A 14,849-nucleotide genomic window follows, 5' to 3' on the forward strand; every position below is an offset into this window, starting at 1 on the left:
TTATCGTGATAGAAATTTTAGGTCATAATCATAATAAGTTAATATTGGAAAATGCTTTTGCGCATGAACAGATGCCACATGCATGGCTTTTTACAGGACCTAGAGGGGTTGGCAAGGCAAGTCTTGCCGTAAATTTTGTCAGAAATATATTGCAAAAAGATAATGAAACTGATTTATCTGCGCATCCCCATTTTTTTCAGCTTAGATCAGAGGATGCGAGTATAAATATTGAGGATGTTCGAAAGTTAATAGATTTTTTAAACTTAACCTCTTTTAATGCGCAATATCGTTTTTGTCTTATTGATACAATTGATGCACTTAATATTAATGCAAGCAATGCGCTTTTGAAAATATTAGAAGACCCGCCTGAAAAAACAATTTTTTTTCTAATATCGCACAAGCCATATAGTGTTTTAAAGACAATCAAATCAAGATGTGTTCAATTGAGATTTCACTATCTGTCTTATGAAACAACAAAAGACATTATAGAATCAAAAATGCCGTCTATTTTACCTTTTTATGCGTCTTTATATGATCTTTTAAAAGGAGTGCCAGGACAATTTTTGACACTCGAAAAATATCAAGGGATAGATTTATTTAAAAATCTTCAAACTTTGTTGAATAAAAATGAAGTTGATTTTATTAATTTCGGTGTACTTATTCAGAAAATAATTGAAGTGCCTCCTTTATATGAAATTTTTAAATCTCTTTTTATGAGTTTGCAAGTTCAAAAAAATAAAGATTTAATTTGTAAATCTTCTTGCTTTTCTAATATAGAATATAAAAGAAATCAATGTATTGCGTCATTACCAGAAAAATTTTATAAAACTGAAATATTGCATTTGGACAAAAGCCTTGTCTTTTTAGAAAGTTATTCTACTTTTGTAAATAGATAGCAAAAACATTAGAAAAATTTTTTTTATTCGAAATTAAGAATAATTTCTTTTTTTTGTTGACATATCTATTGTTATTTACTACACTTTCATAAGTGTTAAACATTAATTGTAAGGATAAATGAAATGAATGAATTTTATGTAGACGACATCAAGCCCAAGTTAGAAGCTGACAGCGACATGCTCAAAATGTCGTCTGGGATAGCTTCTGCTTATTTAAGCAATAACATATTACCTGCAGAACAAATTGCAGATGTTATTCGAACCATTTACGATTCTTTGCGCCAAATTGAGGCGGGTTTTGAAGATGGTGTGTATAACAAAGACCAACGACCAGCAGTTCCCATCAAAAAATCTATTACTGATGATTATATTATTTGTTTAGAAGATGGCAAAAAACTCAAAATGTTGAAACGTCATATTCGTACAGCGTACAAATTATCTCCTGAAGAATATCGTGCAAAATGGGGTTTACCGTCGGATTATCCTATGGTTGCACCGAATTACGCTATTCGACGTTCACAATTTGCTAAAGATATCGGATTAGGACGTAAAAGAAACCAAGGGTAAAATTTTGTTTTTATATTTTAAAGTGTACTATTTTAATATACTTTTCGTCTTTCAGACGGCTAGGGTTCTTAAGTTATTATAGCTTAAGAGTATAAGGTGCTATATGGGTAACCCCGTATGACATACCTAGTCGTTTGTTGCGATGATTCTTTCAAAATTATATATTTTCTTAAATTCTTTTTCCCTCTTTTAAAATCTCCCTAACAATTATTCAAAATCTATCGTTTTCCTTTACAATTGAATGTGCGTTGTTAATCAAGACTAAATTATGTATATTTAATTGCAATGATATCGAGATATAAGCATGATGCCCATAATTCCAAAGCCAAAACAAAAACCATTATGTCCTTTTTTTTCCTCTGGTCCCACGTCTAAAAGACCAGGTTGGACGGCTGATGTCCTTAAAAATGCGGCGTTGGGACGTTCACATCGATCAATATCGGCAAAAGCTAAAATCAATGAAGTGCTCCAAAAAACAAGACAGCTTTTGCAAATTCCGGATGATTATTTGATTGCTTTAACACCAGCATCCGATACGGGTGCATTTGAAACATGTCTGTGGTCATTGTTAGGTCCAAAGCCAGTCGATGTTCTTGTCTGGGATGTTTTTGGGCAGGTTTGGCAAGTCGATATTACGACCCAATTAAAACTACCTGATGTTTGTATTATTGAAGGTCCAAAAGGTTATTTGCCAGATTTCAAACAAACCAATTCAAACCACGATATTGTTTTTTGTTGGAATGGAACGACTTCTGGTCTTATCGTGCCAGATAGCAATTGGATTGCAGAAAATAGAGAAGGGCTCACTTTATGTGATATTACGTCTGCTGTTTTTGCCGTCGATATTCCATGGCATAAATTGGATGCATCAAGTTTTTCATGGCAAAAATGCATGGGCGGAGAGGCACAACATGGCATTCTTGTGCTGAGTCCAAAAGCCCAAAAAAGACTTGAGTCTTATACACCTCTTTGGCCAATGCCGCGCCTTTTTAGATTGACTCAAAATGGTAAAATTAATAGAAAAATCTTTGAAGGCGACACAATCAATACGCCGTCTCTTCTGGTTATCGAAGATGCTATTGATGCGCTCAATTGGATGATTTCTATAGGGGGTCTTGAGGCTACGAAAAAACGAAGTGCAACATCGCTCGATATCGTTTCAAATTGGGTTAAAGATAAAAACTGGATTGCTTTTAGTGCTCAAAAAATTGAGTCACGTTCACCCACATCAATTTGTCTTAATATAATTGATAAAAAATTCCTGGTTTTGAATAGGGAAGAACAATTTAGTAAAATTGCTAGGATCGCAAAATTATTAGAAGATGAAAATGTGGCCTTTGATATTAAGGGTCATGCTTTTGGTGACCCCTGCATTCGATTGTGGGGAGGTCCAACGATAGATCCAAGTAATATGGCGCTTTTATTACCATGGATTGAGTGGGCTTTTGCTTCAGTTTTTGAAATTCAGCATTAATAATCAACGCGTTTCTATTTCCTGAAGATATTTATAATTCGTAAGTTTGTTTCTAGCATTTAAAATGTAATTATTTATTAGTTAATAATAGTGTATAATAAAATTAGATAATTAAATATAGGGGAGAGAAATCATGTTTAGAAATATTTCAATTTTAATTGCTGCTTTGTTCGTTTTGTCACAAAATGTATATGCAGCTGAAGAGAAAACTGAAATGACAACAGAAGTTACAAAAAAGGATGATACAGGCAGTGTCGTGGAAAAAGACGTTACAACAAAAACTATCAAAAAAGATGATACAGCTAAGATAGTAAAAAAAGATGCTAAAATAAAAGAAATGAAAAAGAAGGTGGATGAAGTTAAGGTAAAAAAAGATGTAAAAATAAAAGAAGTGAAAAAGAAGGTGGCGGAAGTTAGGGTAAAAAAAGATGCAAAAATAAAAGAAATGAAAAAGAAGGCGGAGGAAGTTAGGGTAAAAAAAGATGCTAAAATAAAAGAAATGAAAAAAGATATGAAGGATCTTAAAGCAAAAAAAGAATAGAAAAAACTGAAGACGGGGTTGCTACGTTAGGTAGCAATACCATCTGTGCGCATTCAATCTATGGGACAAAAAATGAAATTAAGCCCATTTTTAACTGTCCTGCTCTCACACTCCGCAACTTATTTCTAAGAAGTGAAAACAATTTTTTACCAAAAGCCTTCCAAAAGAAGGGTTTTTTTCACCTCTCCCCTTGTGGGAGAGGTCGCGACCAAAGGGAGCGGGTGAGGGGTATTTTACAATTTTGGAGAGATGAGTATTTGTTTGGCAATGCTTAGATTATGGCATGATGGTGTTGCTCTTTGTAAACGCTTTAGATACCCCTCACCCGTCGCTGCGCGCCGACCTCTCCCACAAGGGGAGATGTAAAAACCGAAGCAATTTCATTTTTTGTTCCGTAGATTGATTAGGTTTATTCAAGATGGTTTTTATAATACGCTTCTTGAATTTGATTTAAGTTGGCTGATTGAAAACCTTCAGCTTCCATGACGTCGCGTTGAATTTTTTGCCATTCGTCATAGGGTGATATATGTTTATATGCTCCAGTATCTTTGTATTGCGCAAACCATAGCGATTTTAGTCGCTCAAATTGCGCTTCATTTTTAGAAATTGTTAGTGCTGCACGGTCAAGCATCATCTGGGTATAGTCATCACTAATATCATCTGTTTTAAGATCGCCAATTAATTCTGTTTGAATACGAATGTAATTGTTACCTAAGAAACTTTCCATTGTTCTGTCAACGGCTGCTAATTGACCTTGTTCAAATTGTTTAATAATTTTTTGTATGTCAGGGATTGTTAAATCAATTTTAATTTTATCATTGATATTTTCACCTGTTCCTATTGATATTACAATAATATCTTCAAATGCTTTGTTTGGAAATAAACGCCTAATTTCAGCCAATGCAATTTCTGATGGGTTGTTGGCGGAAAGTCCGCCATCTCGATATATATCTCCATCCTCAAGTACTGATGTAAAATAAAAAGGAGCGGCTGATGTTATTCGTCCTGCTTTCCATACTCGTTCATTTTTTGCATCGCTCAAAAATGCAGAATGACTTCCAAAAATTTCTAAATTATTGTCTGTATCATTAAAGGCGGTTACAAAAGCGGGCACTAAAAGTTGCGACAATTTGGTATGGTCAGTAAAAGTCTCTTTACAAAAAGTTTCGATGCCACTTGGATCGTACATAGATTCAAGAATGCCAGGCAAATGAATAATACTTCTTTTTTTGAAGATTTCTTCTTTTTTTGTTAAATATTGCTTAAGAATCATGTCTGGATTAAAACGGGCTAACGCAGGATTATCAGTATCAGGCATTGATAAAGCCAAGGCGATTAATCCACCAGTTGATGTTCCAGCGATGAGATTAAAAAGTTGATTAATAGGAACATTCATCATGTCTGCAATATGTATCAAGATGCGTGCTAATATAACACCCCTTATGCCACCGCCATCAAGAGATAAAACAAATACTTTTTGATTGCAATCCTGCATACATTCATGTGTTTTGAATAGGGTGTTTTGAAAAGCTATTATAGGAGCAATATCAATTTTGTGATCATTGCTTGAGCTTGATTGATTTGCAGGTGGAACTAAAGGTGGTGCATAAGGTGGTGGATTATCATCTTCTTCACTTGTATCATTATCTTTTTCGTTATGAGAAACCGATATAATTTGATCGGATCCTGTACCAATGTCGATTTCGTTTAGTTCTATATCATTATTTTTTTTGGAACCTCCAAATAGGCCTCTGAAACATGAAAAACAACCGGGTTTTTCAGCAATATCACTATCTTCTATTGTTTGTTTTACTTTTTTACCCGCTTCAACTTCATGCGTTGAAACAGAAAATAATACAAAAAAAATTATAGTCATTAAATTTATTTTTGATTTCATCGGTGCCTCTCTAAATGGATTGTCTTTGTTATTTGATCAAAAAATAAGACATTCTAAAAGTGAGATATGCAGACATAAATTATATAATTTTCAAATAAAATTAATTTCTTATATGAATTAAGTAATTTTATGTCGAAATATTTTTTTCAATAATCAAATTTATATTATTAAAATAATAAATATTATTTTTTGTTAATTATAAAAAAAATACAAGTTTTTATATTGACGTGAACAATTTTTAATTGTATATATTTTGTTTAATTTAAAAAACAAGGAAGTTTAAATGAGAAATTTTTTTTTAACGATTGGTTTATTAAGTTGTTCTTTTTCTTCATTAGCAACTTTGCTAGATCAAGAACAAATAGATCAATTTAATGCGACATCTGAAGGTTTAAAAATTTCAAGGAAATTTGATCCAGAAAAAATAAATACTTTGGTTATAGGTGCAGGCATTTTAGGATCAGAGGCACATTTTTTTGGATCATGCTGTCAAATGGGTGATTATCGTAAAGAATATGTAACAAGTAATGGCGAAATTCTCACTGAAAGAGAAAAAAAGAATAAGCATATATATAAAATACCAAGATTAATTTTAGATCCTTTAAATATTGTTCATTATCATTTTGAAGATGGTTTTTCTTTTCAAAATAAGAAGGAAGCTTTGGATTATCAAAGAAGGAACATCACGAGTCCCATGGAAGTGTATCCTGAAAATACACTTTTTTTAGATGTAAATGATAGAATGAGAGATCCATATACATATGAGGTGAATGATTATGTTCATCTTAAGGGTGATGTTTTTACACTAAACGAACTTCCTTTTGGCCTTAAGGTTGATAAAATTGTGATTGAGTATTTAGGAGATTGTTTGTTTGCAGGAAAAGATTTTGAAAATCTTGATTGGACATGGTTAAGAAATCTTTTTGGTGTATTAAATCCAAATGGTAAAGTTTTTTTCGAAATGCGTGCGGATTCACTGACAAGTCAAGATGCAAAAATCGTGAAAGAGCCCTTATCAGATAAGCTTGAAGCTGTTGAAAGTAGCATAGCTTGGCTTGTGAGTTCTCCATTAGGGAAGAAGAACCGCGCTTACTTTGAACATATGTATAAATGTGGGTCTGAATTTTTTGAAGATCTTTCTGAGGAAGAATTCACGATATTAATGGATTATATTTTCCCTGTTGTAGTAAATCATAGTACTAAAATATTAAAAATTCTTCGTGAAAAATTTGAGATTAATGGTTTTTCATGTGTTTCAACAAAATCTTTTCCGAGAGGATCGATGTGTATAAAATGGCATATTCCTAATCGGTATTACTCTACTGTTAGGATAGAAGCTATTGCTTCTGAATAATAAACGAATAGGGGTCATTTGAATTTTTAAATGGCCCCGTTGAAAATATGGTGTTGTAAGGTTGCGATCTTATTGATTTTTGAATATTTTTTTAGTATATAATTTATGACTATCTTATGAAAATTTAATCTTAATAAAAGGTTTAATATGTCACATCCAATGATTTATAAAATTCTAACATTGGAAGAATTTGATGAATTCAATAAAAATAAAAAATTTGTTGGAAATCCACTTGATCGTGAAGATGGGTATATGCATTTTTCAACTAAAGAACAATATCCTAAAATTATTCAAAAGTTTTTTCCTGGCCAAAAAGTTGTCGTTCTGGAAATTTATGCAGCTAAAATAGCAGGAACGCTTAAGTTTGAAAGTAATGTTCCTAATGGCGAGCAATACCCACATCTTTATGGTGGCTATTTTGATGTTCAAGACGTCGTGAATGTTATTAATATCGATTAATGCAATCGCTCTAAACGTAAAAATAAAAAGAGGCTTATCCATTTTTCTGTACGTGAAATTAAATAAAATACAATTTTTTATACCTTTTTAAACGAAAGAGGTTGCCAAAAAGCGAATCTCTTCATAGAATCGCAAAGTCTTAAAAAATTATTGAGTTTAGTTTTAAGCTACCGACTTATCTATTATGAGGTTTAGTGTGAAGTTTTTTCAAGCCAAGCAATTCGTTTTGCTGCTTTTTTTCCTTTTCTTGACAGATGTTAATGCGCGAATGGGCGATGATTTTAATCAAGAAGTATCCGAAAACCATATGTTTGTGGGTTCAATTGAGGTTGAAGGTGTTGAACGCATTCCTAAAGAAACAATTTTATCCTATTTAACTTTTAAAAAGGGCGAATCTGTTGATCGTAATGCGATTGATCTTTCCTTAAAAGCATTGTTTGCAACAGAGCTTTTTGCAGATGTGAATATTGATGTTGATCGAGAAACGATTAGGGTGAAAATTAAAGAAAATCCAGTTATTAATCGTATTGCATTTGAAGGAAATAGTAAGCTTAAAGAAGAACGTCTTAAAAATGAATTGCAATTAAGACCGCGTGTTGTTTATACACGCAGTAAAGTTCAAAGCGACGTGGAGCGTTTGGTTGAAATTTATCGTCAAAATGGTCGTTATGCTGCAAAAATTGAGCCTTACGTTATTGAACTTCCTCAAAATCGTGTTGATCTTGTTTTCAAGATTAATGAAGGTAAGGTGACGCAAGTACGACGTATTAGTTTCCTGGGACATAAACATTTTTCAACTGCAACACTGAAAGAAATTATTAAGACACGCGAATCAGCTTGGTGGCGCATTATGTCAACTGATGACATTTACGATCCCCATCGTCTTGAATATGATAAAGAATTGTTACGCGAATATTATTTGGCAATGGGCTATCCTGAATTTCGTATAAAATCAGCGATTGCTGAGCTTGCGCCTGAAAAAGATGGTTTTTATATTACCTTTACGATTGAAGAGGGAAGCCGGTACAAAGTTAATAAGGTTGAAGTGGAGTCTCAGATTAAAGAGATTCCAGGCGAAATGCTTAAAAAGGACGTTTATACAAAAGTTGGCACTTGGTATAACGCTGAAGAAGTGAATGCGACTATTTCATTACTGACTGAAAAATCTGGTGAAATGGGCTATGCGTTTGTTGATGTAAAACCACGTACAGAGCTTGATCGTGTTAATAAAAAGATAGATATTATCTATGAGATAGGCGAGGGACCAAAGGTTTTTGTTGAAAAGATCGATATTGTTAATAATTTTAGAACCTTGGATAAAGTGATACGTCGTGAGTTTTTGCTTGCAGAAGGTGATGCTTTTAATGTATCGAAGCTTAAAGATAGTAAAAAACGACTGGAACATGTCGGTATCTTTGAAGACGTTAAAGTTGATCATGAAGAAGGGTCAAAGCCTGATCAGACAATTATTAAAGTAGATATTCAAGAAAAAAGAACGCTTGATTTCAACATTGCCGGTGGTTTTTCTGAAAATGAAGGTATTTTAGGGAAGGTCGAACTTAAAGAATCTAATTTTTTAGGACGTGGTCAAGAAGTTGGTGGTGCAGTGACTGTCTCTAAAAGAAGCAAAAATTTTAACGTTTCTTTTACTGAGCCTTATTTTTTAGAGCGTGATCTTTTGGCAGGTGTGGATTTCTTCCATTCGCGTACGAATAATTCTAAGCAAAGTTCATATGATATCATGTCATCTGGTGGAAATATGCGTTTCGGGTATGATTTAGCTGATCATATTGGGCAGATGTGGTCCTATGGTTTACGTCGTTCAAAAATTTATCATGTTAACGAATCTGCATCTCGTTATGTTAAATCGCAGCGTAGACGTGCTGTCATTTCAGAGATTGGGCATACGCTTACTTTTGATTATAGAGACAATAGGGTAGAACCAAATCGTGGATTCTTTCTTAGCTTAACGCAAGATGTTGCAGGGCTTGGAGGAAACACACGTTATGTTCGGTTTTCAAACTCAACAGGTTTTTATCAGCCTATCACCAATGATATTATCTTGAGTTTAACAGGCGAATTAAGTTATATTCGGGGTATTCATCAAAAGGTGGATATTAATAACCGTTTCTTCTTGGGTGGTGATTCTTTCAGAGGGTTTGAAGTTGGTGGTATTGGACCACGCGATATTTTTTCTGATGATGATGATGCACTTGGTGGGCGACGTTCTTCGGTGAGTACTGCAGAGATAAGATTCCCAATTGGGTTGCCTGAAGAATTGGGCGTTTCAGCAAGAATCTTTACAGATATTGGTTTTTTAGATAAACCTGTCGAAAAAGGTCCTGGTATTCTTAACCATTTTAAATGGCGAGCATCTTCAGGAGTAGGGATTACTTGGAAAACACCAATGGGGCCCGTTAGAATAGATTTTGCAAAACCTTGGCTTAAGGATAAGCACGATATGAAAAAATATGTCTTATTTGGCTTTGGTACACGTTTTTAGTTAGATATGAGGATAAAATGAAAAAAATATATATACTTTCTGCATTAATACCTAATTTGATGCTTATTTCGGCGCATGCTGCAGCTGTTAATGAACCAGTTGTTCAACAAACAAGTACAACGAGTGTGGCTTCTGCTCCAGTACATACAGCGTCTAAATTTTCTATGGGTGTTTGTGATGCGAATGAAGTTTTTTATCGCGCTAAAGCAATACAAGAATTCGAGCAACATCGTGAAAATAGATTAAAAGAATATCAAAAAAGTTTTGTTCAGCAAGAAACGAATTTGCGTAAAGAACATGAAAAACTTGAAGATAAAATGAAGCTTGGTAAAGAAGCATATATCGAGGCTGAAAAAGGTTTTCAAGGTAAAGTTGATGAAGCACGTAAGCGTTTTGAAGAAATGCGTAAAAAAATAGATTTGGCCTCAGCTGATGCTGAAAAAAAAGTCAAAGAAGAAATATTGAAAATTGTTATGGATCTTAAAAAGAAACATAGCTTAGGAACAGTGTTTGATAAAGGTGCTTTGCTTATTTCTGATGAAGTTCATGATTTAACTGAAGAAGCTGTAAAGCTTGTTAATGAAAGATTGCCATCTGTTAAGGTTTCTATACCTCCTGTGAAAGGTTAATTATGGCCGATAGCCGTTTTTTTAAATATGGTGGTCCTTTAAGTCTTAAGGACTTAGCGCGGATTGGTAACGCTGAATTAGCAAATACGACTGATGCTGAAAAGATTATAAAAGATCTCGCAACGCTTGAGAATGCGCAAACGGATGCAATTGCTTTTTTTCATAATCCTAAATATATGGAAACATTCAAGAATACAAAAGCAGGTGCTGTTATTATAAGACCTCAGGATTTAAGTGCAGCACCTAAAAATGTTGCTCTTTTGTTGTCGGATGATCCATATAGAAGTTTTGCTTTTATTGCACAAGCTTTTTATCCGGACGAGGTTTTTCCCTATATTCAAGAAGATGCTGAATCAGCCATTCATCCAGCTGCAATTATTGATCCAAGTGCCAAAATTGGAAGATCATGTCGCATCGATGCAGGCGTTGTTATTGGGTCGAATGTTACGATTGGTGATTGCTGCAATATAAGTGCTAATGCTGTGGTAGAGGCTGGTGTGCAATTGGGGCACCATTGTTATATAGGTCCTAATGCAAGTATTACGCATAGTTTGATTGGCAATTATGTTGTGATTCATATGGGCGCCCGTATTGGTCGTACTGGTTTTGGTTTTGTGCCTGGTCCTCAACGTGCGATGCGTGTGCCACAATTAGGGCGTGTTATTATTGAAGATTGTGCTGAAATAGGCGCTAATGCAACAATTGATCGCGGTAGCCTTGAAGATACTATTATTGGTGCTGGCAGTATGATTGATAATTTAGTACAGCTGGGTCATAATGTGCAAATTGGTCGTGGTTGTATTATTGTTTCTCAAGCGGGTATATCAGGAAGTACGAAATTGGCTGATTTTGTCCAAATTGGAGGACAAGCAGGTCTTACAGGACATTTAAATATTGGTCGTGGCGCAAAAATTGCTGCACAAAGCGGTATTATGCGTGATATTCAAGAGAATGCCGTTGTGTGTGGTGCACCTGCAGTTCCTATTAGAGATTTTCATCGACAAACTTTAGCAATTTGGCGAATGGCTAAAATTAAAGGCGCATAATATGTCAGAAAACAATGAAAATTCAATTGATTTGAAAAATCATTCGACGCTCAGTGTAGAGCGCATCATGAAATTAATTCCACATCGCTATCCTATGCTTCTTATTGATCGATTGGTTGATATTAAAGAAGGTGAGGCGACAGGCATTAAAAATGTGACCATCAATGAACCGTTCTTTCAAGGGCATTTTCCTGCACGCCCCGTTATGCCTGGCGTTCTTCTCATTGAAGCCATGGCGCAAACCGCTGGTGTATTGGTTATGCATCACTTAGGCGAAGAAGCAGATGGTAAAGTTGTTTATTTCATGTCCGTTGAAGAAGCCCGCTTCAGACGTCCTGTTGTACCTGGCGATTCTTTGCGCATACATGTCATTAAAGAAAGAAATCGCGCGCGCGTATGGAAGTTTAGCGCAAAAGTGATGGTTGAACAAAAATTGGTTGCAGAAGGTAAATTTTCAGCAATGATCGTGGATATTAAAGAATGACTTTTTCTCAAGTAACAGATTTTTCAAAAAATACAAGCGTAAATATACACCCAACAGCAATTGTTGATCCTCAAGCACAACTTGGTGAACGTGTCTCTATTGGGGCATATTCAATTATCGGGCCGCATGTTGTTTTGGGTGATGATGTTGAAGTGTTACATCATGTCGTGATCGTTGGACGCACAAATATTGGCGCGCGTACTAAAATTTATCCATTTGCAGCCATTGGTTTTGAAACGCCAGATAAAAAATATAAAGGCGAACCTTCGACACTTATCATTGGTACAGATAATATTATTCGTGAGCACGCAACCTTACATCCTGGCACTGAAGGTGGCGGTATGGTGACGCGTGTGGGTAATAATTGTTTGTTAATGATTGCATGCCATGTTGCGCATGATTGTACTATTGGTAATAATGTTATTATGTCCAATAATGCAACCCTTGGCGGTCATGTGATTGTGGGTGATTATGCAAACATTGGTGGGCTCGCAGCTGTTCTTCAATTCGTACGCATTGGTCATCATGCGATGATTGCAGGTTTAGCTGGCGTTGGTTATGACGTTATTCCTTATGGAACAGTTATTGGCGAGCGTGGTCATTTAAATGGTCTTAATTTGATTGGGCTAAGGCGTCGTGGCTTTGACCGTGAACTTATCCATTCATTACGGAATGCGTATCGACTTATATTCGCTAAAGAAGGTTCATGGGATGAACGCGTAAGTGATGCTGCTGAAACTTTCAAAGGCAATGCTTTGGTCATGGAAATTATCAATTTTGTGATGGAGCCGTCAAAACGACCCATTTGTAAGCCTAAGGGTTTAGAGGAAGAAGAGTCAGATGTCTAAATTAGGAATTATTGCCGGTGGTGGAAATCTACCGAAAAAAATTATTCAAGCTTGTCAACAAACCAAACGCGATCATTTTGTGATTGGATTTGAAGGGATGACAGATCCTGATTGTGTTGAAAAGAGTCCTCATTATTGGTCTAGTCTTGGGCAAATTAACGCAACTTTAGAAAAATTTAAGGAAGAAAACGTTACTGAAGTTGTTTTTGCAGGTAGAATTGAAAGACCATCTTTTAGTGCGCTTAAAATGGATAAGCGTGCAGCCTCTCTTCTTGCAAAAGCGGCTTTACGTGGTTTTGGTGATAATGCCGTTTTGACATTGATTATTGAAGAAATTGAAAAAGATGGCTTCAAGGTTGTTGCTGCACAAGATCTGTTAGATGATCTTTTGGCGCCAGAAGGTGCTTTGGGGCAAATTGAACCTGATGCGCAAGCCTTAAGCGATATTAAAAAGGGCCAAGAAATTTTAACGCAGATGTCCCCTATGGATATTGGTCAATCTGTTGTTGTTCAAGAAGGCATGGTTTTAGGCATTGAAGCCATTGAAGGTACGGATGCGTTAATTGATCGTTGTGCCAGTGTGAAACGCGATGGCGTTGAAGGCATTCTTGTGAAAATGCGTAAAGTTGGCCAAGATAATCGTGCGGATTTACCTACAATTGGACCTGAAACGCTGAAAAAAGCGAAAGCAGCGGGTCTTCGTGGTATTGCGATTGAAGCACGAGGTACAATCATTATTAATAAAGATGAAGTGATTGATTACGCTAATAAATCCAATATGTTTGTTGTTGGGGTTAAAGCCGCATCGTGAAAAATGAAGTTAAATCTATATACGTTGTTGCGGGCGAAGCATCGGGAGATCTTTTAGGCGGTCGCTTACTTAAAGCTTTACATGAAAAATTGGATGGCCAAGTTCAGTTTTTTGGTGTCGGTGGCGAGACAATGCAAGAAGCTGGTCTTCAGTCTTTGTTTCCCATGACAGATTTATCCGTTATGGGTTTTACTGAAGTTCTGCCAAAATTGCCTTTATTGATGCGACGTTTAAAAGAAACAGAACAACATATAAAAATTCAACGACCAGATGCTTTAATTACAATTGATGCGCCTGGTTTTAATTTTAGACTCGCTAAAAAACTTCAGAAACATCCTTTTCCGATCATTCATTATGTAGCGCCTTCTGTTTGGGCCTATCATAAAGAACGCGCTAAAAAATGTGCTGCTTTCTTAGATCATTTGCTCACTCTTTTGCCTTTTGAGCCGCCTTATTTTACCGAGCATAATTTGTCGACGACTTTTGTAGGTCACTCTATTCTTGAGTCAGGTGCTGATCAAGCTGATGGTGAAAGATTTAGACAAAAATATAAGATTGATCCATCAATACCACTGATTGGTATATTGCCAGGTAGTCGGGTTATGGAAATCAATCGATTGGCGCCTATTTTTGCTAAAAGTTTTGAAAAATTATCCTATTTTTATCCGCAAGCAAAAGCAATTGTGCCTTGTTTGCCTCATTTGACACCCCAAATAAAACAGATTTTTCGTCGTGAATTAGGGATGCTTTATGATCAGGTTGTTTTTGTTAAAGATGTTAGTCAAAAATATGACGCGATGGCGGCGTGTAATGTAGCCATTGCAGCATCCGGAACAGTCACCTTAGAACTTGCGCTTGCAAAAGTACCAATGGTTGTTGCGTATCGTTTAAACCCTTTGACGGCAATGCTCGCAAAACGTGTATTAACGCTTGATTATGTTACGCTTGTTAATATTTTGCAAAATAAAGAGATTATTCCTGAATTTTTGCAGGAAAATTGTACCCCTGATAATATTGCGCTCTCTGTTGAGTCAATCCTTAAAAACCCTAAAAAAGCATTACAGCAACTTGAGCAAACAGAAATTTCTTTAAAAATGTTGCGCGCAGATGGTGCAAATCCAAGTGAAAAAGCGGCTGATGCAATCTTAGGTGTTCTAGGAAAAGTTTATTAACTTGACTTAATAGACGTTAAAATGCTTATATAGTTTCAGTTTTCATAATAATAAGATAATTATACCCAAACAATTTCAAAGTGTGGGTAGGAAAATGAGTAGTGAGACATGCGATGTGTATTCTTTATACATGAGCAATGCGAATCTCAAAATTTGACGACCTCCACA

General features: G+C 35.4%; 14 protein-coding genes. 13 read left to right on the plus strand and 1 reads right to left on the minus strand.

What is annotated here, in order from left to right:
• Positions 1-5: 5 nt before the first annotated feature.
• From Q8L85_02295 to Q8L85_02310, 4 genes are all read left to right on the plus strand, one after another.
• Complete coding sequence (locus Q8L85_02295; GenBank protein ID MDP1723515.1) at positions 6-896, plus strand: AAA family ATPase; 891 nt, start codon at positions 6-8, stop codon at positions 894-896.
• A 123-nt stretch (positions 897-1,019) separates the two neighbouring features.
• Complete coding sequence (locus Q8L85_02300; GenBank protein MDP1723516.1) at positions 1,020-1,463, plus strand: MucR family transcriptional regulator; 444 nt, start codon at positions 1,020-1,022, stop codon at positions 1,461-1,463.
• A gap of 304 nt (positions 1,464-1,767) precedes the next feature.
• Entirely contained in the window at positions 1,768-2,937 is a 1,170-nt protein-coding gene (locus Q8L85_02305; GenBank protein ID MDP1723517.1) for a phosphoserine transaminase, read from the plus strand.
• Positions 2,938-3,070: 133 nt separating this feature from the next.
• Positions 3,071-3,478 carry a hypothetical protein gene (locus Q8L85_02310; GenBank protein ID MDP1723518.1) on the plus strand — a complete coding sequence of 136 codons (408 nt, stop codon included), beginning with the start codon at positions 3,071-3,073 and terminating at the stop codon, positions 3,476-3,478.
• A gap of 409 nt (positions 3,479-3,887) precedes the next feature.
• Here the strand turns inward: Q8L85_02310 and Q8L85_02315 are convergent, their stop codons facing one another.
• Complete coding sequence (locus tag Q8L85_02315; protein ID MDP1723519.1) at positions 3,888-5,375, minus strand: patatin-like phospholipase family protein; 1,488 nt, start codon at positions 5,373-5,375, stop codon at positions 3,888-3,890.
• 283 nt (positions 5,376-5,658) lie between these two features.
• On the opposite strand from Q8L85_02315, the gene Q8L85_02320 reads away from it, so the two are divergent.
• The 9 genes from Q8L85_02320 to lpxB all read left to right on the plus strand — a co-directional run bounded on the left by Q8L85_02320 (position 5,659) and on the right by lpxB (position 14,681).
• Complete coding sequence (locus tag Q8L85_02320) at positions 5,659-6,729, plus strand: hypothetical protein (GenBank protein ID MDP1723520.1); 1,071 nt, start codon at positions 5,659-5,661, stop codon at positions 6,727-6,729.
• A 147-nt stretch (positions 6,730-6,876) separates the two neighbouring features.
• Positions 6,877-7,188, plus strand: a complete 312-nt coding sequence (locus tag Q8L85_02325; GenBank protein ID MDP1723521.1) for a DUF952 domain-containing protein — start codon at positions 6,877-6,879, stop codon at positions 7,186-7,188.
• Positions 7,189-7,384: 196 nt separating this feature from the next.
• Entirely contained in the window at positions 7,385-9,691 is a 2,307-nt protein-coding gene (gene bamA / locus Q8L85_02330; GenBank protein MDP1723522.1) for an outer membrane protein assembly factor BamA, read from the plus strand.
• A 17-nt stretch (positions 9,692-9,708) separates the two neighbouring features.
• Entirely contained in the window at positions 9,709-10,320 is a 612-nt protein-coding gene (locus tag Q8L85_02335; protein ID MDP1723523.1) for an OmpH family outer membrane protein, read from the plus strand.
• Between the two features lie 2 nt (positions 10,321-10,322).
• Complete coding sequence (gene lpxD, locus Q8L85_02340; protein ID MDP1723524.1) at positions 10,323-11,366, plus strand: UDP-3-O-(3-hydroxymyristoyl)glucosamine N-acyltransferase; 1,044 nt, start codon at positions 10,323-10,325, stop codon at positions 11,364-11,366.
• 1 nt (position 11,367) lies between these two features.
• Positions 11,368-11,850 carry a 3-hydroxyacyl-ACP dehydratase FabZ gene (gene fabZ / locus Q8L85_02345; protein ID MDP1723525.1) on the plus strand — a complete coding sequence of 161 codons (483 nt, stop codon included), beginning with the start codon at positions 11,368-11,370 and terminating at the stop codon, positions 11,848-11,850.
• Positions 11,847-12,698, plus strand: coding sequence for an acyl-ACP--UDP-N-acetylglucosamine O-acyltransferase (gene lpxA / locus Q8L85_02350; GenBank protein ID MDP1723526.1), 852 nt, complete (start codon positions 11,847-11,849; stop codon positions 12,696-12,698). Before fabZ ends, lpxA begins: the two co-directional genes overlap by 4 nt.
• The gene (lpxI, locus tag Q8L85_02355) at positions 12,691-13,509 is read left to right on the plus strand and encodes a UDP-2,3-diacylglucosamine diphosphatase LpxI (protein MDP1723527.1); all 819 of its coding nucleotides are present in this window, start codon (positions 12,691-12,693) and stop codon (positions 13,507-13,509) included. Before lpxA ends, lpxI begins: the two co-directional genes overlap by 8 nt.
• Positions 13,506-14,681, plus strand: coding sequence for a lipid-A-disaccharide synthase (gene lpxB, locus Q8L85_02360; GenBank protein ID MDP1723528.1), 1,176 nt, complete (start codon positions 13,506-13,508; stop codon positions 14,679-14,681). The genes lpxI and lpxB overlap by 4 nt, the downstream gene beginning before the upstream one ends.
• Positions 14,682-14,849: the final 168 nt, after the last annotated feature.

The sequence above is a fragment of the Alphaproteobacteria bacterium genome (assembly GCA_030680745.1).
Lineage (GTDB): Bacteria > Pseudomonadota > Alphaproteobacteria > JAUXUR01 > JAUXUR01 > JAUXUR01.